The organism is Psychrobacillus syltrankelensis, assembly GCF_055454035.1.
In genome coordinates this window covers 134,722-155,372 of sequence record NZ_CM144227.1, presented here as the reverse complement: position 1 = coordinate 155,372, position 20,651 = coordinate 134,722, and the positions used below count along the sequence as shown (strand labels likewise).

The following is a 20,651-nucleotide window of genomic DNA, read 5'->3' as shown; positions in this document are numbered from 1 at the left end:
TAGAAATTTTTACATATTTTTAATTAATTCATCTGCAAACTCAGAACATTTCACTTCTGTAGCTCCATCCATTAGACGAGCAAAGTCATAAGTAACGACTTTAGAAGCAATCGATTTTTCCATAGAATCCATGATTAGTTTTGCTGCTTCGTTCCAACCAAGATGTTCAAGCATTAATACACCTGAAAGGATTACTGAAGATGGGTTCACTTTATCTAAGCCAGCATACTTTGGAGCTGTTCCGTGAGTAGCTTCGAAAATAGCATGTCCAGTTACGTAGTTAATATTTGCTCCTGGAGCAATACCAATACCACCAACTTGAGCAGCCAAAGCATCAGAAATATAATCTCCATTTAAGTTCATTGTAGCAACTACATCGAACTCTTTTGGACGCGTTAAGATTTGTTGTAAGAAGATGTCTGCAATTGAATCTTTCACTAAAATCTTACCAGCTGCAATTGCATCAGATTGCGCTTTATCAGCTGCTTCTGTACCTTGTTCTTCTTTAATTAAATCATATTGGTTCCAAGTAAATACTTTATCACCAAATTCTTGTTCAGCAACTTCATAACCCCAAGTTTTGAAAGCTCCTTCAGTGAACTTCATAATATTTCCTTTATGAACTAAAGTCAATGAAGTACGGCCTTCTTTAATAATATAGTTAAGAGCTGCACGGACTAAGCGTTTCGTACCTTCTTCGGATATCGGCTTGATACCAATACCAGAAGTTTCTGGGAAGCGAATATTTTTAACGCCAAATTCAGTTTGTAAAAACTCAATTAGTTTTTTAGCGTTATCAGTGCCTTTTGCATACTCGATACCAGCATAAATGTCTTCTGTGTTTTCACGGAAGATAACCATATCTGTATCTTCAGGACGTTTAACTGGAGAAGGTACTCCAGTGAAATAACGAACTGGACGAAGGCAAGTATATAGGTCTAGTTCTTGACGTAATGCAACGTTTAATGAACGAATACCACCACCGATTGGTGTAGTAAGTGGTCCTTTAATAGCTATTAAGTATTCTTGAATTACATCAAGCGTTTCTTGAGGTAACCATTCGCCAGTTTGATCGAATGCTTTTTGACCTGCAAGAACTTCTTTCCACTCAATTTTTTTCTCGCCGTTGTATGCTTTTTCAACAGCTGATTCTAAAACGCGTGATGCAGCGGCCCAAATATCAGGACCTGTTCCGTCTCCTTCAATGAAAGGAATTATAGCCGTGTTAGGTACATTAAGTACACCGTTTTCTACTGTAATTTTATTGTTTGTCATTTTTTATTTCCTCCTACTATCATAATCATAGGGCCGTAAACACATTGGTGCTTCAGCCCTAATCTATTATAAATCCTTATTATCTTTCTTCAACAGGAATATATTTTTGCATACCAGGTCCAATATAATCTGCACGTGGACGAATTAAACGGTTATCTGAGTATTGCTCTAAAATATGAGCTGTCCAACCAGATACACGAGATACTGCAAAAATAGGTGTAAATAAATCATGATCAATGTTTAGAGAATGATACACAGACGCTGAATAGAAGTCTACGTTTGGCGGTAATTTCTTTTGACCGGTAACGATTTCTTCAATTTTCACAGACATATCATACCATTTTGATTCTCCACGAAGAGCAGTTAACTTTTTAGACATCTCACGTAAATGTTTTGCTCGTGGATCACCTTTTCTATAAACACGATGACCGAAGCCCATGATTTTTTCTTTGTTTTCTAGTTTTTCATTAATAAATGATTCTACATTATCAACAGAGCCGATTTCAGTTAACATTTTCATTACTTGTTCGTTTGCTCCACCATGTAATGGGCCTTTTAGAGCACCAATAGCGGCTACTACACCTGAATACATATCTGAAAGTGTGGCAACACAAACACGAGCTGTAAATGTAGATGCATTAAGTTCATGATCTGCATGAAGTACTAAAGCTTTATTGAATGCTTCGATTTCAATTGCTTCTGGTAGTTCTCCAGTTAGCATGTACAAAAAGTTAGCAGCATAACCTAGGTCTGTTTTTGGCGCAACTGGATCAAGTCCTTTACGAACTCTAGAAAACGCTGTAACTAAGGTTGAAAGCTTTGCTTGGAGTTTAATTGCTTTTAGATAGTTTGCCTCATCTGACATATCTTCTGCAGCATCATCATATAATGCTAGCATAGAAACAGCAGTTCTTAGTGCTGACATAGGGTGGACTTTTGAAATTGGATAGGTTTTAAAATGGTTAAGTACTTCTTGAGGAACTGCCATGTTATTGGCAAGTTGTTGTTTTAATGTTTCTAATTCATCAGCTTTTGGAAGGCGTTTATTCCATAGTAAAAATACTACCTCTTCAAAGCTTGCATTAACTGCCAAATCATCAATATCATAGCCAACATATGTAAGTGTGTCATCAATAATAGAACTGATGGCAGACTGCGTTGCTACAACTCCTTCTAAACCACGAGTTGCTGTCATATAAATCTCTCCTTCTTGTTCAGAATGAATATTTAAACGTAAAAATTATGAAAAAATATACATCTGTTTATGATATGTACCTATCATTGCTTACAAACTCATTATAATCAATTTAAGCGAATTTGTGAATGAAAACGCTTAAACTTTTTTAAATAATACTGTTTTATCTTCCAAATAGTTGAAAAGATTGGGTGAAAATGATTGCTTTGCAAATAAATAAGAAAGAAATTATCTCGCAATGGATACCGATTGGAATTATTATACTAATATTATTTATAGCTTATCCATTAGCACTAGCAATGTTATGTGGTTATTTTTTACATCCTATCACTAATTTCTTTCATAAAAAGTTTAAATTCCCAATATTTTTTAGTGTTCTATTAACAGAAATTCTTATTTTATCTGGACTTCTTTTATTAATATTCTTTATCGTTCAAACGCTCATTGATTTAATTCCACTTATCCATTATTATGTTGTAAAATTGCCAGTAGTCGAATTAAAAAGACTTCCGATATTTTCATTGTTCGAAGAGGAATTTCAAACTATAGTGAATAAGTTAATGAATGATTTACTAATTTATATTACTCACTTACCTTCCTATTTTTTTGAACTTTTTCTTTTTAGTATGGGATTGTTTTTGTCCTTACATGAATCATTAAAAAACCGATTTTGGTTTTTAGTATACTTCCCGAAAAAAACGAGGCTTTTTTGGGAAAGAGCATTAAAGAAATCTTCAGGAGTTTTGAATAAATTTATTACGGTAGAATTTAAACTTTTTTTCTTAACTTTTATTCTTCTTGCTCTTGGTTTCACTGTATTAGGATTTCACCAACCCTTTAAATATGCCTTTTTAGTTTCTTTAGTAGATAGCATTCCTTTTTTAGGGACTGGCCTCATATTGATCCCACTAAGTATTTATTTTTTCTTATTAAATCAGCATACAGTAGGATTCATTATCTTACTTTTATATGTATTTGTTCAGTTGACAAGGCATATTGTGGAATCCATGTTATGGTCCTCCTCTATGCAAATAAAGGCTGTCCACGTATTCTTTTTAAGCGCGGCAGCCATTTTAATATTTGGAGGTATTGGAATATTATTTAGTCCATTTATTTATTTAATCGCAAACAAATGGATAGATTTCACAAAGACTTCATAACAATTACTTGACCTTTTTTCATTTTTTTACGAATCCATTTATAAATAAATGGCTTAAATAGATTTCGAGTAGGGCCAAACAAAAGAAATAGACCAATAATATCAGAAATAAAGCCTGGAAAAATGACAAGTACAGAACCAATAAATACACATATCCCATTGATAGCTGCCTCTCCAGGTGCTTGGTGATTTTTTATACTCTCTGAAACTTCTTTAAATGCCTTAATTCCCTGTCTTTTTACTAAGTAAGCACCAATTATTCCTGATGCTAATATTAATAGAAACGTGGAACCTATTCCGATTGTTTTACCTGACAAAAGTAAAATATATAATTCAATAACCGGAACGACAATAAATAAACTTATAATCCATTTCATATATTATATTCACCCTCCATATATGGTAATTGCCTCACCAATTATGGTGAGGCAATTTTAAATAAGGATACCTTTTTGTTAAATTATACTTGCCTTGCCGTGGTAAATCACGCCACTTTCAGCATCAATAGTAAGTTCTTGTCCGTTACTAATTAAAGTTGTTGCATTGTTAACCCCTACAATTACGGGAATACCTAAACTAAGTCCAACTACAGCAGCATGGCTAGTTAATCCACCTTCTTCTGTAATAAGGCCTTTACATTTTTCAATAGCAGGAATCATTTCACGATCTGTACCAAGTGTCACAATGATACTATCAGAGGTGTCCTTACCAAGCAGTTCTCGTGCATTATTAACAACAATTGCTTTTCCAAAAGTGGTTAGCTTGCCAATACCTTGTCCTTTAGCAACCATATCACCAATGACATGAACTTTCATCAAGTTAGTTGTACCTGCTTCTCCAACTGGTACACCTGCTGTAATAACTACTAAGTCCCCATGTGTTACATAATGATGAAGAATACTTTCTTCAACTGCAACTTCTAAAACCTCATCCGTCGAATGGGCCTTCTTGCCGACAATTGGGTACACTCCCCAAACAAGTGTTAGCTTTCTAGAAGGTACACTAGAAGAAGTAACTGCAATAATAGGAACACCCGGTCTAAATTTAGAAATCATTTTAGCAGTATGTCCGCTTTCAGTTGGGGCAATTACCGCTTTAACTTTTAAATTTATCGCAGTATGAGCTACTGCTTGGCCAATAGCATCTGTTAAGTTTACTTCACGAGCTTTACTTAATTTCGTAACAATAGATCTATAATCTATCGCATTCTCCGTTCTTTTTGCGATCTTATCCATTGTTTGTACTGCTTCGACTGGATATAAACCAGCAGCAGTTTCACCAGATAGCATAATCGCATCTGTGCCATCTAATATCGCATTCGCGACATCACTAGCTTCAGCACGAGTAGGTCTTGGGTTTCGCTGCATTGAATCTAGCATTTGGGTAGCTGTAATTACCGGTTTACCTGCATCATTACATTTTTGGATAAGACTTTTTTGAACTAACGGAACTTCTTCCGCTGGTATCTCTACTCCAAGATCTCCCCTTGCCACCATAAGACCATCCGATACTTGAATAATCTCATCAATATTATCTACGCCTTCTTGGTTTTCTATTTTAGGAATAATTTGAATATGCGATCCATTATTCTTTTCAAGCAACTCTCTAATTTCCAAGACATCTTTTGCACGTCGAACAAATGATGCTGCGATAAAGTCTACACCTTGCTCAATGCCAAATAAAATATCTTTTGAATCTTTTTCCGTTATACCAGGTAACTGAACAGATACTCCTGGAACATTAACACCTTTATTGTTTTTTAAAGTACCTGCATTTTGGACAAACGTTGTTATAATCCCTTCGTTCGTATCAATTTTAGTTACGATTAATTCAATTAATCCGTCGTCCAGTAATATGATTGAACCTACTTGCACGTCCTCGATTAATTTCTCATAAGTAATGGAAAAACGGCTATTATTTCCTAATACTTCCGTCATGGAGATTTCAATTGTTTGGCCTGATTCTAACTCTATCGCATCGTTTTCCATTTTATGTGTGCGAATTTCAGGGCCCTTTGTATCTAATAGTATTCCTACAATTTTCCCTGCCTTGTTTGATACATCTCTTATTTTTTGAATTCTTGCTGCGTGTTCTTCGTGATTTCCGTGTGAAAAGTTTAACCGAGCAACATTCATGCCAGTTTCAATTAGTTTTTGTAGCATTTCCTCCGATTCACTTGCGGGTCCAATTGTACATACTATTTTAGTTTTTCTCATAGTCAAGTCCTTTCAATATAAAAGTTAATTCCTAAATGGATAACTCTTTTGATAATTGATACATTAATGAATCAAAAACTTCGCTCTTTTCAAATGCTTCATTCATATCATAGTCTACCACTTGATGATTCTGTATGCCAACAGCACGTCCTCCATGTCCAGCAAGTAATACTTCGACTGCTCTTGCACCGAATAAACTTGCTAGAACTCGATCACGCCCAGTTGGCGATCCACCTCTTTGAATATGCCCTAATACAGAAACTCTAGTATCAATATTAGCATGTTTCATTAGTTGAGAAGCAAATTCTGAGCCACTCATAACTCCTTCTGCAACAACAATGATACTATGCTTTTTACCACGCGCCGTACCACTCTTTAACTTATCGACTATTTCCTCAATATTATATTCTACTTCTGGAATAATAATCGTTTCTGCTCCTCCTGCAAGACCTGCCCATAACGCTAAATCACCAGCATCTCTTCCCATTACTTCAATAATAAATGTGCGATCATGAGAAGTTGCTGTATCTCTAATTTTGTCTATACATTCAATCACTGTATTTAATGCAGTATCAAAACCAAGTGTATAATCTGTACCTGGAATATCATTATCTATTGTCCCAGGAATACCAACACAAGGGAAACCATTTTTCGTTAAAGTCATGGAGCCACGATAAGAACCGTCCCCTCCAATAATAACTAAACCTTCAATTCCATTTGCTTCTAATTGTTCAACTGCTTTACGCTGTCCTTCTTCCGTTCGAAACTCAATGGAACGTGCAGAGAAAAGCTTTGTTCCACCCCTTTGAATAATATCGCCCACTGATCCGAGTGTAAGTAATTCCATATGCCCTTCAATAAGCCCTTGGTAGCCATGAAATATGCCTACTACTTCCAAACCTTCATAGATTGCTTTTCTTACTACAGCCCGAATAGCTGCATTCATTCCAGGAGCATCGCCGCCACTTGTTAAAACGCCTATACGCTTCAAAAATATCTCCTCCACCTTATGTATTTAATAAAACAAGCTTAACACGAAATCTCCCAAAAAAAAATGCGTCTGAACAGACGCATTTCAGACTGTTGACATACTCAATAAAAATGAGTTTGACTACAGTCTTTTTTTAAAAAAATAATAAGAATAATCAAGGGCGAAAACAGGCACTCACTTTTTAAGGACATTGCCCTCTTTGACAAACGCGAGGTTATAAACATGTTTCCTCTAGAAGAGGCACCATTTTTCCCCCTTTATTTTCAGGGATTGTTCTGAGATGATATCAAAAAACCTACAAAATAAGCAAGAAAAATGAATAACTGAAATTTTTATTATCAATCTGACTCAGCTAAACAAACTTATTTTACTCACTAAAAACCCCGATATTATTAAACTTAGTATAACGGTCTTCTATTAATTCTTCCGCGGATAGTTTGCTTAGCTCTTTTAGTGAATTAATTAGAGCCTCTTTCATATAAGTAGCTTGTGCTTCAGGATTTCTATGTGCACCGCCATGTACCTCTTTAATAACAGTATCAATAATATGCATTTCTTTTAGGTCCGGTGCTGTAATTTTCATAGCTTCAGCTGCTTGTTTTGCAAGTGATGAATCTTTCCAAAGAATAGAAGCAGCTCCTTCAGGTGAGATAACCGAATAAGTAGAGTTTTCGAGCATTTGGATTCGATTAGTAAGACCTAATCCAAGAGCACCTCCACTCCCACCTTCCCCAATAACTACACTAATTACTGGCACTTTTAAACCTGCCATCTCTACCAAATTTCTAGCAATAGCTTCACTTTGTCCACGTTCTTCTGCTGCTTTTCCTGGATATGCACCTTTTGTATCGATAAAACAGATAATAGGACGATTAAATTTTTCTGCTTGTTTCATTAAACGTAGTGCTTTTCTGTAGCCCTCAGGGTGAGGCATTCCAAAATTACGCTTAATGTTCTCTTTTGTATCTATACCTCTTTGATGTCCAATTACCGTGACAGGGTTTCCTTCTAATAACGCAATTCCACCTATAATTGCTGCATCATCTCCGTATAATCGGTCGCCATGCAGTTCAATGAAATCAGTAAATAATAGTTCAATATAGTCTCTAGTTGTTGGACGATTTGGATGACGAGCAACTTGAACACGATCCCATGGCTGCATATTATCATAAATATCTTGTTCTAGCTTTTTCAATCGTTCTTCTAACTTCTCAATTTCAGCAGTTAAATCTACTTCTGCATTTGAAGTATATTCTCTTAATTCATCAATTTTCTTTTTCAATTGTACAATCGGTTCTTCAAAAGGTAATGTTTTTACCATGCTGTAACCTCCTTACGGCCATGCATTTTTACAAGAAGTGATACTGTTTCACGCATATTTTTTCGGTGGACTACAGCATCTAATTGACCATGATCCAATAAAAACTCTGCCGTTTGAAAATCTTCGGGAAGTTTTTCTCGAACTGTTTGTTCAATAACTCGTCGACCAGCAAATCCAATTAACGCTTTCGGCTCTGCTAAATTTATATCCCCAACTGAAGCAAAGCTAGCAGAGACCCCACCAGTTGTTGGATGAGTCAAAATAGATATATATAATTGACCTTTGTCGCTATGTCTTTTTAAGGCAACAGATGTTTTTGCCATTTGCATAAGGGACAATACCCCTTCCTGCATTCTCGCTCCACCACTTGCCGTGAATATAATGAAAGGTACTTGAAGTTCAGTTGCTTTTTCTATCGCTCTAGTAATCTTTTCCCCAACTACAGAGCCCATGGAACCCATTCTAAAATGTGAATCCATAACAGCTACCACTACTTTTTGTCCTTCTAGTGATCCAACCCCTGTTAATACTGCCTCATTTAAACCAGTCTTCTTCACATCTGATTTTACTTTTTCCGTGTAACTTGGAAAGTTTAATGGGTTAACAGTCTGAAGATGATCATCCATGGAAACAAATGAGTTCTCATCTAGGAATATTTCTATTCGCTCAAATGCCGTCATTTTCATATGGTGATCACATGATGGGCATACTTTTAAGTTTTTCATTAAGTCCTTTGTAAATACGTTTTTTCTACATTCAGGACATTTCATCATAATTCCTTCCGGCACATCGTTTTTGGCTTTGTCCGTAGGAATTGCTACATATTTCTTTTTATGATTATTTCTAAAAATACCTCGTATCATTTACATATCTCCCCTGTTCATTAGAAAAGTGCAAGGTGCCTGTTACTAAAAAATTATTGCATCGGAAATGAATGTTTCCTTACTGAATTAACAAAAGCCATTTATTGTATTGAGTTATTACAAGTTGTTCATCTCTATTTTTTAAGCCACTTAGTAATTCTCTCCACGTGTCTTTTTCTTCTGTTCCCATTGGATTACTATAAGGTTCCCCGGCAAATTGTTTTAACAAAAACCATATTTTCAATGCAAGGCGATTATCAGATGTAATAATAATTTCCCGAATGATGTCCTCACGAATTACTTCTTCATTTTGCAATTTATTTAGGAACGCATCCCAAATATACTGTCCTGATAATTTTTCTGAAGTACATATTGTTCGGATAGCTTCTTTTTCTAATGTTTCTCTTGTTTTATTTACATCTTCTTTTGACTTAGATTCTTGCAAGACAAAAGTAGATAATAACTCTACTAATTGATGTTTACGAAAATCGGAAAGAAATGTTCCTTCCCCTCTTCTAGTTTCAATTAAACCAAGTAATTCTAAACTTCTGAGTGCTTCTCTCACTGTTGACCGGCCAACTTGCATACGTTCTGCTAGTTCTCTTTCTGAAGGCAGTTTACCTCCAACAGCTACATTTTCTTCCTTAATGAGCTCTCTCAGTTGTTTAACAATGTCTAAAAACCTTTTGCTAGAATTATTTTTGGGATTCATACATCCTCACTCTTCCATTAATTACAAAGTGGTCTGACCACTGATAGTTAATAGCATACAAAATAATTGTCAAAACGTAAAGAAAAAACTGTACAAAAATGTACATTTGAGACTTTAGATAATTTGAAAAAAAAAGTTTTCTTATTAAATGAATCAATTTCAGAATTCAAATACTCACGTATAATGCGAATATTTTTAACGATTTCTTACTATTTGTTCACTTTTCCTTTTCAGGTGATACGTTGATTTCCGTTACAGGCGGACGCGTTCCGCGGGCGAGGCCGAGCCTCCTCGTCGCTTCGCTCCTGCGGGGTCTCGACTTCTCGCTTTTCCCGCTGGAGCCGCCGCCATTCACTACAATTAACAACAATCTAAGCAAAACAATATTTTATTCTTATATGGATTGAATGTTCGGTATATTGATCAAAATAGCTATTTATGAAATTGATTTAAGTTGTTGCTATTTTATTGTTGGAAGAAGCATAAGCGAGACTCCTGTAAAAAACTGCATATCAAGACTCTTTAATAAGTCTATAATCTGTACTGTATTAAAATGTATATTCTAGGCTGAACATTCCTTAAATAGAGTTAGTGACTCCCAAAGTCATTTAATATTAATTTGGTTATTATTTGAGTTCTTCCATTGCGACGTTCAAATTTTCCTTCTATCATAATAATCGAATTATCTTCTAATAATAAATTGAACTTTGCATACTCTTCGGGAAATAAGGTCACGGATATACTTCCAGTTTCATCTTGTACATTCACAAATGCCATGGACTCTCCTTTTTTCGTTCGAATTCTTTTTATTTCTTGAACAAGGCCAACTATTTTTACTTTCCATTCTTTTTGGGACTGTTGTAAATCCCATATGCTATTTATTTTTTCATGAATATTTTTCTTCACGGAAACTGTTGGATGTTCTGAAAAATATTGACCTAGTACTTCTTTTTCGAATTGAAGCTTAATCATTAAGGGTAATGGTTCCGATTTTATATATTTTGATTTTCCAAAATGGGTAGTATCCCCACCAAACAAATCGTTTTCTTCTGTAGGACTTACAAGCTCAGCGTATTTCACTGCAGGATCTAAAGTTGCAAGTAAAGTAGACCTTTCTTCCTTAAACTCATCCATTGCACCAGCTTTAATAAGTGGTTCAACATTTTTTCTATTAAAATGGATAGCTGTTAAATCAGAAGCAAAATCAAAAATATCATTCCAGTTTTTAGATTTACTCACTCTTTGCTGCAACAATTTTTGTGTAAATGAATGAGAAACTCCTTTAATCGCATGTAAGCCAAATCTTACAGCACCATTCTCTACAGAAAAAAATGGTTGGCTTTTATAAATAGATGGAGGTAAAACGGTAATACCTTTTTGTTTCATTTCAATTACAAGCTTATTTATTTTTTCTTGATTGCCCGCTGTGGTGCTTAATAATGCACAGTAAAACTCTACTGGGAAGTTTGCTTTTAAGAAAGCCATTTGATACGAAATAATACTATATGCTACAGCATGACTTTTAGGAAATCCATAATCTGCAAAACGAACGATTAATGTATATACAGAAGATGCTGCCTCTTCTGTATGCCCAAGAAGTTTCGCTTTTTGAACAAAATGAATTCTTTCTTTTTGAAGTACTTCTCGATTTTTTTTACTTACTGCTCTTCTAAGTAAGTCAGCTTCCCCAAAAGTAAAACCTGCCATTTGAGAAGCGATTTGCATAATTTGCTCTTGATAGACGATGATACCATATGTTTCTTTCAAAATAGGTTCTAGTACTGGATGTTCATAAGTAACAGCTTGCAGCCCTAATTTTCTTTTTGCATATAATGGAATACTTTCCATTGGTCCTGGTCTATACAAAGCATTTACAGCTACAATGTCTTCAAATTTTGTCGGTTTAATTTGTTTTAGTGCATTTCGCATTCCTTCAGATTCTAGTTGAAATACACCTGTTGTATCTCCTCTTTGTAACAGCTGGAAAGTAAGCTCATCATTCAGAGGAATAGCATCTAAGGTTACTTTGGAATCTTTTTTATAGTTGATTAGATTTAAAATCCGCTCGATAATGGTTAAATTTCTTAAACCTAAAAAATCCATTTTTAGCAAGCCAATCTGTTCAATTTCTTTCATTGGCCATTGCGTTAAAAAAATATCATCATGCCCCATTTGGATAGGTACTACATCCACGAGGGGTACAGGTGAAAGGATGATACCTGCAGCGTGCGTGGAAGCATTTCTAGGTAACCCTTCTAACGCAAGAGCTACTTGAAACCATTTCTTACGTAGTTCTTCCGTTTCGATGAATTCTCTTAATTTTTGTGATTGGTCATATGCTTCTTTTAGTGAAATGCCTAATTTTGAAGGAATAAAATTAGAGATTGCTTCGAGTGTGGACGATTCAAAACCAAAAACTCTTGCCACTTCTCGGGCAACTGCTTTTGCTGACAGAGTGCCAAACGTAATAATTTGGGATACATATTGTTTGCCATACTTTTCAGCTACATATTGTATTACTTCCATCCGCTTGGAGTCTGCAAAATCAATATCAATATCCGGCAAAGTAATACGTTCTGGATTTAAAAAACGTTCAAATAAGAGACCATATTTAAGAGGGTCCACGTCAGTTATGTAGAGTGAATATGCAACGAGTGAACTTGCAGAAGATCCTCGACCTGGTCCAGTTAGGATTCCTGCTTGTTTCGAAAATTTCATAAAATCTTGCACAATTAAAAAGTAATCTTCATAATTCATCTGACTGATGATTTGAAGCTCGTAATTTAAACGTTCTATATACTGAGATGTAATACTTTCCACCCGGAATTTTAATCCTTCTTCACAAAGAGCACGCAAATAATCTTTTGCTGAAACAGAATGTGGTAGATGGTACTTCGGCATATATTGCGTGGGCTGTTCAAATGAAACCTGACAACTTTCTAACATTTTGTTTGTGTTTTCAAGCCACTCTGGAACATCTGAAAACCAATCGAACCATTCTTCTCTACTAAGTACATGGAATGAATCATCGGAAGGTTTTAGACGATTATGATCAGACATTTTGACCGATTGATCCATTGCATTTAATACTTCAAAAGCAAAAGCATGTTCTTTCTCTAGGTATCGACTCATATGAAATACAGTAATGGAAATTGAAAGACTTTCCACAATAGGTATAATCATTTTCTCTAATTCTAGTTTTTTCCCATTTGGACGCTCTATTCCAGCATATAAATTGGTCGCACCAAATATATCAACTAATTCAACCACTGCATCTGCAGTAAAGGTATTGTCACATTTATAGACAACGATCAATCCATTTTTATATGCTTGAATCCACTTTTTAGGAAGTTCAGAAAGTCCTCTTGTTTCCAAGCTACTTGATATTTTTAAAAGGTTTTCATACCCCTCATTATTTTTAGAATAAATTACAATTGAGCATAGTTGAGAATCTAATTTTAACTTAATCGATAGTCCAATCACTGGGTGAATTTGATGTTTTCTTAATTCATGCCAAAAAGGCAACATTCCATACAATCTGCTGTTTGTAATGGCGGCTGCCTTTGCATTATTCATTTTCAATTTTTGGATAAGTTGTTCCAATTGAATTGTACTTTTCAGCATATCCGCTGAAGTTACAATTTGTGGATATACTGTTTCCATATACGACACCTCAATTTACAACTTTTTCAAATCTTCGATTACACGGTCTGCTTCCTCCCATGTTTTCACAGAAGCTCCTGAAGCAAGCGGATGTCCACCGCCACCATATTTTTTTGCTATTACATTAATAATCGGACCTTTTGAACGAAGACGTACTCTAATTTCTTTTGTATCTTCAATAAAGAATACCCAACATTTCATTCCTCTAACATCTGCAAGTGAGCCTACTAATAAGGATGCCTCAGATTCAGCTACATTATATTTCTTTAAAATCTCAGATGTCAGTTTAACAAATCCTACACCATTTTCATCCATGTTAAAGTTTTCATATACATATCCTTTTAAATGGAGTAAGTTTCTATCTACTTCATACATTCCATTAAAAAGCTCCGTACGATCAAATCCATAAGAAAGTAACTCTCCAGCATACGTCATTGTTTGCAATGTTGTACTTTGGAACATAAATCTACCTGTGTCCCCAACGATTCCAGCAAAAAGTAATCTTGCTATACTTGCGTTCATTTTCCAACCTTTATATTCCTTCGCTTCATCAAATAATTCACAAATCATTTCACTTGTAGAGCTTGAGTTAGTATCCACCCATAAAAGATCTCCATAAGCATCATCATTCGGATGATGATCTATTTTGATGAGCGTTTTACCGAGTTTGTATCTCTCATCATCTATTCTTTCCGTATTTGCTGTATCTGTTATAATAATTAAAGCATCTTTAAAATCATCGTCAGTAACAGTATCAGGATAAGCTAAGAAATCTAGTGTATTTTCATGAAATCCTGTTGCAAATACTTTTTTTTGTGGGTAATTAAACGAAATTAACTCTTTCAACCCAATCTGGGATCCATATGCATCTGGATCGGGCCTAACATGTCGATGAATTATTATTTTATTATAACCTTCGATTGTGTCAATGATTTGTCTTTTCATTTCATTTCCTCCACTTATTCAAGTTTACTATTCGCATTTTCACAAATTACCCTTTACAATGATGGAAGCTTATTTTTTTATTGGAGGTTCATTATGATTCTTAATGGAATATTTATACTAGCTATTATTGTTTCTTTTGTGTGGTATTTTTATTTTAAAACAAAACAGTTTCGCACTACACTACCTATTCGAAAAAAATGGTTTTCTGCCAAGGCTTCTGTTTGTTTAGGAGCATTTTTGTTATTTTTTGGTTTGAACTTTTTAATTGTCTTCCCTTCGTCCGTTACATATGTAATTTCTGCTTTATTTATCCTACTTGGCGGTTATTTTATGTATTACAATTATAAAGTATTCAAGCATTACGGACAATTTGTCGAAGAAGAACTAAGTTTAAATAAATGATGCAGCTTAAGTGCTGCATCATTTTTATTATCGTTCTAGCAGTTGGTACGTTATCATTGCTTTTCCTACTAGTTGCTTGTCATTAAATACCTCTAAATCCATTTTAGCAACTTTCCGACTCATCTCTAACACCTTAACTCCTACACGAAGAATACTTTCTAACTGAATAGGCTTCGTATAATAAATAGTCATATTTTCAACTACGCTTTCTCCACGTTTGCGAATTTTCAACGTTTGAGATCCAGTTTCAGTCAAAAGTATAGAAAAGGCTCCATAAGACATAGCCCCATAATGATTTGTCATTTGAGGGGTAACGACAAACTCAAAAATAAATTCCTCCATAGAAATTAGTTTTATTTGCTGTTTTACTATATCATCTATTGTCTCTCCATTTTGCGGTTGTCTGGAGGCAGCTTGCAATGCTTTTAGTACATCTTGTCTACTAATAACACCTTCTAATATATTGTTGTCTTTCACAACAGGTAACAAGTCAATTCCTTCCCAAATCATCCGATGACTTGCAGAAGCAACACTTGTTTTCAGCGTTATAGCAATAGGATTTTTAGTCATCACTTTCTCAACCAGTTCATGGCTCTCTTTACCAATAACGTCTCTCGCTGTTACGATGCCTACTAATTTATTGGATGTATCTACCACCGGAAATCCACCGTGAGTGGTTAATTGGTTCAACTCCCGATAGCGCTTAACAAAATCAGTTGTATGAAGAAACGACGTATCCTTTAAAGGAATATATATATCTTCAATAAGCAAAACGTCTTTTTTTATGAGTTGATCGTCTATTGCACGATTAATCATTGTAGCAACTGTAAATGTATCATAGCTTGTTGAAATTACAGGTAACTCTAAAACATCCGCTAGTTTTTTTATTTTATCGGATACATCAAACCCACCCGTTACAAGTACTGCTGCTCCAGCATGCAAACCATGTTCATGTACTTGGAGTCGATTTCCAACAATAAGTAAATTACTAGGTTCGACATAACGCATCATATCTTCCACCTGCATAGCACCAATAACAAATTTATTTAGCGTTTTATATAGTCCCGCTTTCCCACCTAAAACTTGTCCATCTACTATATTGACAACTTCTGCAAATGTTAAACGTTCAAAATGTTCTTTTTTCTTTAATTCAATTCGGATTGTTCCGACACGTTCAATTGTACTAACAAGTCTTCTTGCTTCTGCTTCTTTTATCGCACGGTATGCTGTTCCTTCACTTACAGTTAGATCTTTAGCAATTTGTCTAACAGATATTTTATCTCCAACTGGGAGCTTTTCTATATATGCTAATATTTGCTCATGTTTTGTTGTCATGTAGTCACTTCCCAACGATTGTTGTACGTTTATTGTACCACATTTATCTCACATTCTTTGCAAGCTACAGCTCTACAATCCCACCAGCATTTAGAATTTGAACTTTGGAAGTAGTTACTAATTCTTTAAAATGCATTGGGTCTTGTTGAATGACCGGAAATGTATTGTAATGAATTGGTACTACTACTCGCGGTTTTAAAAGTTCTGTCGCATAAGCAGCATCTTCAGGTCCCATTGTAAAATTATCACCGATAGGTAAAAAAGCAACGTCAATATTGTTTCGTTCACCAATCAATTTCATGTCGCCGAATAGACCGGTATCTCCTGCATGATAAATAGTCTTACCTTCTACCGTAAACAATATTCCTCCAGGCATTCCAGTATAAATAGTCCCAATATCAGGGGTATCAAATGAAGAGCTATGAAAAGCATGCGTGTATTTAACTTTCCCAAATTCAAATTGATAAGCCCCACCTAAACCCATTTCATGTGTATTAATTCCTTGCGTTGCTAGATATTCTGCGAGCTCAAAGGGAGCAACAACAATTGCATTACTTTGTTTTGCAATATCGATTGTGTCTCCAACATGATCATTATGACCATGCGTTAATAAGATAGCATCTGGTTTTTCTTTAGAGGCGTTTAAATCCGTCAATCCGTTACCTGAAATAAAAGGGTCAATTAATATCGTATATTTCCCTGTTTTAATTTTTACTACTGAATGCCCATGATAACTGATTTGCATTATGCATACACTCCTTGTAAGTTGTTTTTCTCTCTCTTATTTCATTCAACGTTAATGCTAGAAATCCTTTATTCTGTTATCCTTAACTTATAAAATTAAAAAAGAGGTGCCACGATGAAACAAGTAGAAAAGATTCAGAACTATTTACAATCTAGCAATATTGATGCAGCTTTCATAACAACTCCAGATAATGTTTTTTATTTTACTGGATTTAGAAGTAACCCGCATGAACGATTGCTTGGTGTTTTAATTTTCAAGGAAGCGACACCATTTATCATTTGTCCACAAATGGAAGTTCCTGATGCATTGGCAGCTGGATGGACTGGTGACATTGTAGGACATCAAGATACGCAAAACGCTTGGGATATTGTTGTTCAAACAATTAGCAATAAAATTGGTGAAGTCAATTCCTTAGCGATTGAAAAATCACATATGACTGTGGAACGTCAAGAAGCTATTCAAGAACGAATTCCTTCTGTTCAAATTTCAAGAATTGATGAGAAAATTAATGAATTACGTGTGATTAAATCAGAAGATGAACTAGTCAATATGCGAAAAGCTGCTGAGCTGGCAGACTACGCTGTTGAAGTTGGATGTAAAGAGATTGCAGAAGGAAAAACAGAGTTAGAAATTTTAAATGCAATTGAGTTAGCGGTGAAAGAAAAAGGTGCTTCTCAAATGGCATTCGACACAATGGTACTTAGTGGCCCCAAAACGGCATCTCCACACGGTAACCCTGGGGATCGCAAAATCCAAAAAGGGGATCTAGTATTATTTGACCTTGGTGTCATTTACAACGGTTATTGCTCTGATATAACACGCACAGTAGCTTTCGGAGAACCTTCTGCTGAAAAACGTGAAGTTTATGAAACTGTTCGCCGTGCCGAAGAAGCCGCTGTAAATGCCGTGAAACCAGGCATAACTGCAATGGAGCTTGATAAAATTGCGCGCGATGTTATTACAGAAGCGGGATACGGTGAATATTTCACACATCGTCTTGGGCACGGGCTTGGAATTTCCGTACACGAATTCCCTTCCATCACAGGTGTAAATGATATGAAACTAGAAACTGGAATGGTATTTACAATTGAACCAGGCATTTACCACCCTAACATTACTGGTGTGCGTATTGAAGATGACGTTGTTGTTACCGAAGATGGAGTAGAGGTTCTTACAAAGTTCCCGAAAGAGTTAATTATTTTATAAGCAAAATGCAAGCGTCCTTTATGTGCATCTGGTCTTTACTTTTCCCAGAGTGCTTTGGACGAAACATCGGCTACTCTATTACCGGAGGAATTTGGCTCGTGAAGTGACTGCGTCACTTCACGAGCCTTTTTCGGTAATCTTGTGGCAGATGTTGTTCCGTCGCCCTCTTGAAATAGGTAGAGACAAGATACATAAGGTTTGGATAACGAGAGAATAAATCCTCTCCTATTATTTTAAAGGTGGACGAAGATGCAATTTCGTCCGCTCAGCGCTTCTTTATTAATAGATGCTAACTATTTTTTTCAGGTTCCACCAACTAAAATCATCAGCCCACAGATTCATGTATACTGTGGACTGTAAAAATAAAAACCATATAGGAGCCTGCATAATGTAGTCGCCATTAGGTCGAAGGAGAATATGATGGTTGGGAAACACTTGTAATAAACAAATAGTTTCAAAATGAACTTTTAAAAACGTTTGAAGTTAAGCTACTGTCAAAAGAAGTTTAGCTTATTGAACCAAAAAATAGCAACTGAACTAAATCAGTTGCTATTTTTTATGTTAATTTAATGTCAATATATGTGCTAAAAGGGTTGCCAATTTGGCTGTGAATTGCAATTTTCTCCCCTTTAACCGAACCCGTTACCCTTCATTTGGAGCTTTTTTATTTTCCAACAGAATACCCTAGCAAGGCTAAGCATAATCCCCCTGCATAGGTAATAGTGAAATATAGAATCCATTTTCGAGGAAATTTCTGAAGTGTTGTTAGTTCCTTATTTAAAGTAGAAAAAGTGGTAAATGCCCCTAAAAATCCAGTACCTATAAGTAATAAATAAATTTCATTTAAACTAAGACTTACTATAAATCCTAATAGAAAAGAACCAATTAAATTGACGAATAGTGTTCCAATAGGTATTTTACTTGCCCCGTTTTCATTCCACTTTTGAGCAAAATAAAATCGGAGGATAGCTCCCAAAAATCCACCTATGGCTACAGCAACAATCGCAGTCATCTTGTCACCTCATGTTTCCATCCTAGATTACTCATTACAATCCCACCAACTACACTAATCAATACGTATAAAACAGCAAATATAATTTCCCCTTGCTGCAATAATTTCACTGTTTCTACACTAAATGCAGAAAAAGTTGTAAAAGAACCTAGAAAACCTGTAGTAATAGCTGTCTGCACATTGGGTGAGAATTTACTTTTATAAAAAACAGATGAAGATAAAAAAGGAAGAAGATAACAACCTATTAGATTTACTATTAGTGTTGCAAAGGGGAAAATTGAATGTGAATACAGCATAAGTCCAACTAAAAATCTTGTTAAAGCTCCTAATGCTCCTGCTAAACCAACAAATAAATAAGCCAATTGCATACACTCCATTATTGTTTTCAAATAACAGAACACCCAAAGTGATGAATAACCTTTGGGTGTTCAAAATATATTAATTAATTTAAAAGTGTAGCAACATCTACATAAGGAAGACCTTGTGCTTCTGCAACCGCTTTAAATGTAACGTGACCAGCTAATGTGTTAATACCTTTTTGTAGTGCAAGGTTATCCAAGCAAGCTTGTCTATATCCTTTGTTAGCAATTTGTAGAGCATATGGAACCGTTGCATTTGTAAGCGCCATTGTAGAGGTTCTAGGCACCGCTCCAGGCATATTAGCAACAGCATAGTGTACAACACCATGTTTTTCATAAGTTGGGTTGTCATGAGTAGTAATACGGTCAGAAGTTTCAAAAATACCACCTTGGTCAATTGCAATGTCAATAACAACTGAACCTGGAGACATGGATTTAATCATTTCTTCTGATACAAGTTTAGGAGCTTTAGCACCAGGAATAAGAACTGCACCTACTACTAAATCTGCCTCCTTCACTGCATGTCCGATATTAAAAGGATTTGAAATAAGTGTTTGAACACTTCCACCGAATAAATCTTCCAATTGACGAAGACGATCAGCGTTTAAATCAATAATAGTAACATCTGCACCCATACCTACTGCTACGCGAGCTGCATTTGTACCAGCGATACCTCCACCGACTACTGCAACTTTCGCACGAGGAACTCCAGGAACTCCTCCAAGTAGAATACCTTTTCCTCCATGAATTTGTTCTAAATATTGTGCACCTATTTGTGTTGCCATACGACCTGCAACTTCACTCATTGGCGTTAGCAATGGCAATGAATTATTTGGAAGTTGAACCGTTTCATATGCAATTGCTGTCACTTTCTTATCAAGTAACACCTTTGTTAAAGCTTCTTCTGGAGCTAAATGTAAATATGTGAAAAGAATAGATTCTTCACGAATAAGCGCATATTCTTCATGAGTAGGCTCTTTTACTTTCATTACCATCTCTTGGTTCCATGCTTCTTCTGCAGTTTGTACAATCGTTGCACCTGCAGCAATATAATCTTCATCGGTGAAGCTTGAACCTAGTCCTGCACCTGTTTCAATAATTACTTCATGATTATTATGCTTTAAAGTAACAACTCCAGCAGGCGTCATAGCCACTCGATTTTCGTTATTTTTCGTTTCTTTTGGTATACCAATACGCATTTCCATATCCCCTTATGTATATATTTTTAAGAAATGACCCATATGAAATGAAT

The 20,651-nt window shown here is 35.4% G+C and carries 18 protein-coding genes; 3 read left to right on the top strand and 15 right to left on the bottom strand.

What is annotated here, in order from left to right; translation table 11 throughout:
* Positions 1-9: 9 nt before the first annotated feature.
* The gene (gene icd / locus ACTSKG_RS00775) at positions 10-1,275 is read right to left on the bottom strand and encodes an NADP-dependent isocitrate dehydrogenase (protein ID WP_464756265.1); all 1,266 of its coding nucleotides are present in this window, start codon (positions 1,273-1,275) and stop codon (positions 10-12) included.
* A 79-nt stretch (positions 1,276-1,354) separates the two neighbouring features.
* The gene (gene citZ, locus ACTSKG_RS00770) at positions 1,355-2,470 is read right to left on the bottom strand and encodes a citrate synthase (protein ID WP_464756264.1); all 1,116 of its coding nucleotides are present in this window, start codon (positions 2,468-2,470) and stop codon (positions 1,355-1,357) included.
* A gap of 197 nt (positions 2,471-2,667) precedes the next feature.
* Between citZ and ACTSKG_RS00765 the strand changes: the two genes are divergently transcribed.
* A complete protein-coding gene (locus ACTSKG_RS00765; RefSeq protein ID WP_464756263.1) occupies positions 2,668-3,630 on the top strand; it encodes an AI-2E family transporter in 963 nt (320 codons plus the stop codon).
* On the opposite strand, the gene ACTSKG_RS00760 is transcribed toward ACTSKG_RS00765, so the two are convergent.
* From ACTSKG_RS00760 to ACTSKG_RS00725, 8 genes are all read right to left on the bottom strand, one after another.
* The gene (locus ACTSKG_RS00760; protein ID WP_464756262.1) at positions 3,614-4,006 is read right to left on the bottom strand and encodes an FxsA family protein; all 393 of its coding nucleotides are present in this window, start codon (positions 4,004-4,006) and stop codon (positions 3,614-3,616) included. The genes ACTSKG_RS00765 and ACTSKG_RS00760 overlap by 17 nt on opposite strands.
* A 78-nt stretch (positions 4,007-4,084) precedes the next feature.
* Positions 4,085-5,845: a pyruvate kinase gene (gene pyk / locus ACTSKG_RS00755; protein WP_464756261.1), complete on the bottom strand. Its 1,761-nt coding sequence runs from the start codon at positions 5,843-5,845 to the stop codon at positions 4,085-4,087.
* Positions 5,846-5,876: 31 nt separating this feature from the next.
* A complete protein-coding gene (pfkA, locus tag ACTSKG_RS00750) occupies positions 5,877-6,836 on the bottom strand; it encodes a 6-phosphofructokinase (RefSeq protein WP_464756260.1) in 960 nt (319 codons plus the stop codon).
* A gap of 367 nt (positions 6,837-7,203) precedes the next feature.
* Positions 7,204-8,157, bottom strand: coding sequence for an acetyl-CoA carboxylase carboxyl transferase subunit alpha (accA, locus tag ACTSKG_RS00745; RefSeq protein WP_464756259.1), 954 nt, complete (start codon positions 8,155-8,157; stop codon positions 7,204-7,206).
* A complete protein-coding gene (accD, locus tag ACTSKG_RS00740) occupies positions 8,151-9,020 on the bottom strand; it encodes an acetyl-CoA carboxylase, carboxyltransferase subunit beta (RefSeq protein WP_464756258.1) in 870 nt (289 codons plus the stop codon). The genes accA and accD overlap by 7 nt, the downstream gene beginning before the upstream one ends.
* A gap of 79 nt (positions 9,021-9,099) precedes the next feature.
* On the bottom strand, positions 9,100-9,732 hold the full coding sequence (locus ACTSKG_RS00735) for a FadR/GntR family transcriptional regulator (RefSeq protein WP_464756257.1): 633 nt from the start codon (positions 9,730-9,732) through the stop codon (positions 9,100-9,102).
* A 588-nt stretch (positions 9,733-10,320) separates the two neighbouring features.
* Positions 10,321-13,395 (bottom strand): DNA polymerase III subunit alpha, encoded by a 3,075-nt coding sequence (gene dnaE, locus ACTSKG_RS00730; protein WP_464756256.1) that lies wholly within the window; start codon positions 13,393-13,395, stop codon positions 10,321-10,323.
* 15 nt (positions 13,396-13,410) lie between these two features.
* Positions 13,411-14,340 (bottom strand): DHH family phosphoesterase, encoded by a 930-nt coding sequence (locus ACTSKG_RS00725; RefSeq protein WP_464756255.1) that lies wholly within the window; start codon positions 14,338-14,340, stop codon positions 13,411-13,413.
* A gap of 93 nt (positions 14,341-14,433) precedes the next feature.
* Between ACTSKG_RS00725 and ACTSKG_RS00720 the strand changes: the two genes are divergently transcribed.
* Complete coding sequence (locus ACTSKG_RS00720) at positions 14,434-14,742, top strand: YtpI family protein (RefSeq protein WP_464756254.1); 309 nt, start codon at positions 14,434-14,436, stop codon at positions 14,740-14,742.
* A gap of 27 nt (positions 14,743-14,769) precedes the next feature.
* Here the strand turns inward: ACTSKG_RS00720 and ACTSKG_RS00715 are convergent, their stop codons facing one another.
* A complete protein-coding gene (locus tag ACTSKG_RS00715; RefSeq protein WP_464756253.1) occupies positions 14,770-16,077 on the bottom strand; it encodes a DRTGG domain-containing protein in 1,308 nt (435 codons plus the stop codon).
* 64 nt (positions 16,078-16,141) lie between these two features.
* Positions 16,142-16,822 carry a metal-dependent hydrolase gene (locus tag ACTSKG_RS00710; protein ID WP_464756252.1) on the bottom strand — a complete coding sequence of 227 codons (681 nt, stop codon included), beginning with the start codon at positions 16,820-16,822 and terminating at the stop codon, positions 16,142-16,144.
* Between the two features lie 114 nt (positions 16,823-16,936).
* Here ACTSKG_RS00710 and ACTSKG_RS00705 point away from each other — a divergent pair, with 114 nt between their 5' ends.
* The gene (locus ACTSKG_RS00705; protein WP_464756251.1) at positions 16,937-18,028 is read left to right on the top strand and encodes a M24 family metallopeptidase; all 1,092 of its coding nucleotides are present in this window, start codon (positions 16,937-16,939) and stop codon (positions 18,026-18,028) included.
* 664 nt (positions 18,029-18,692) lie between these two features.
* Here the strand turns inward: ACTSKG_RS00705 and ACTSKG_RS00700 are convergent.
* The 3 genes from ACTSKG_RS00700 to ald form a co-directional block, all read right to left on the bottom strand.
* Positions 18,693-19,040 carry a fluoride efflux transporter FluC gene (locus tag ACTSKG_RS00700; protein WP_464756250.1) on the bottom strand — a complete coding sequence of 116 codons (348 nt, stop codon included), beginning with the start codon at positions 19,038-19,040 and terminating at the stop codon, positions 18,693-18,695.
* Positions 19,037-19,402: a fluoride efflux transporter CrcB gene (gene crcB / locus ACTSKG_RS00695; protein WP_464756249.1), complete on the bottom strand. Its 366-nt coding sequence runs from the start codon at positions 19,400-19,402 to the stop codon at positions 19,037-19,039. Before crcB ends, ACTSKG_RS00700 begins: the two co-directional genes overlap by 4 nt.
* An 80-nt stretch (positions 19,403-19,482) precedes the next feature.
* Positions 19,483-20,598 (bottom strand): alanine dehydrogenase, encoded by a 1,116-nt coding sequence (ald, locus tag ACTSKG_RS00690; RefSeq protein WP_464756248.1) that lies wholly within the window; start codon positions 20,596-20,598, stop codon positions 19,483-19,485.
* Between the last annotated feature and the right edge of the window lie 53 nt (positions 20,599-20,651).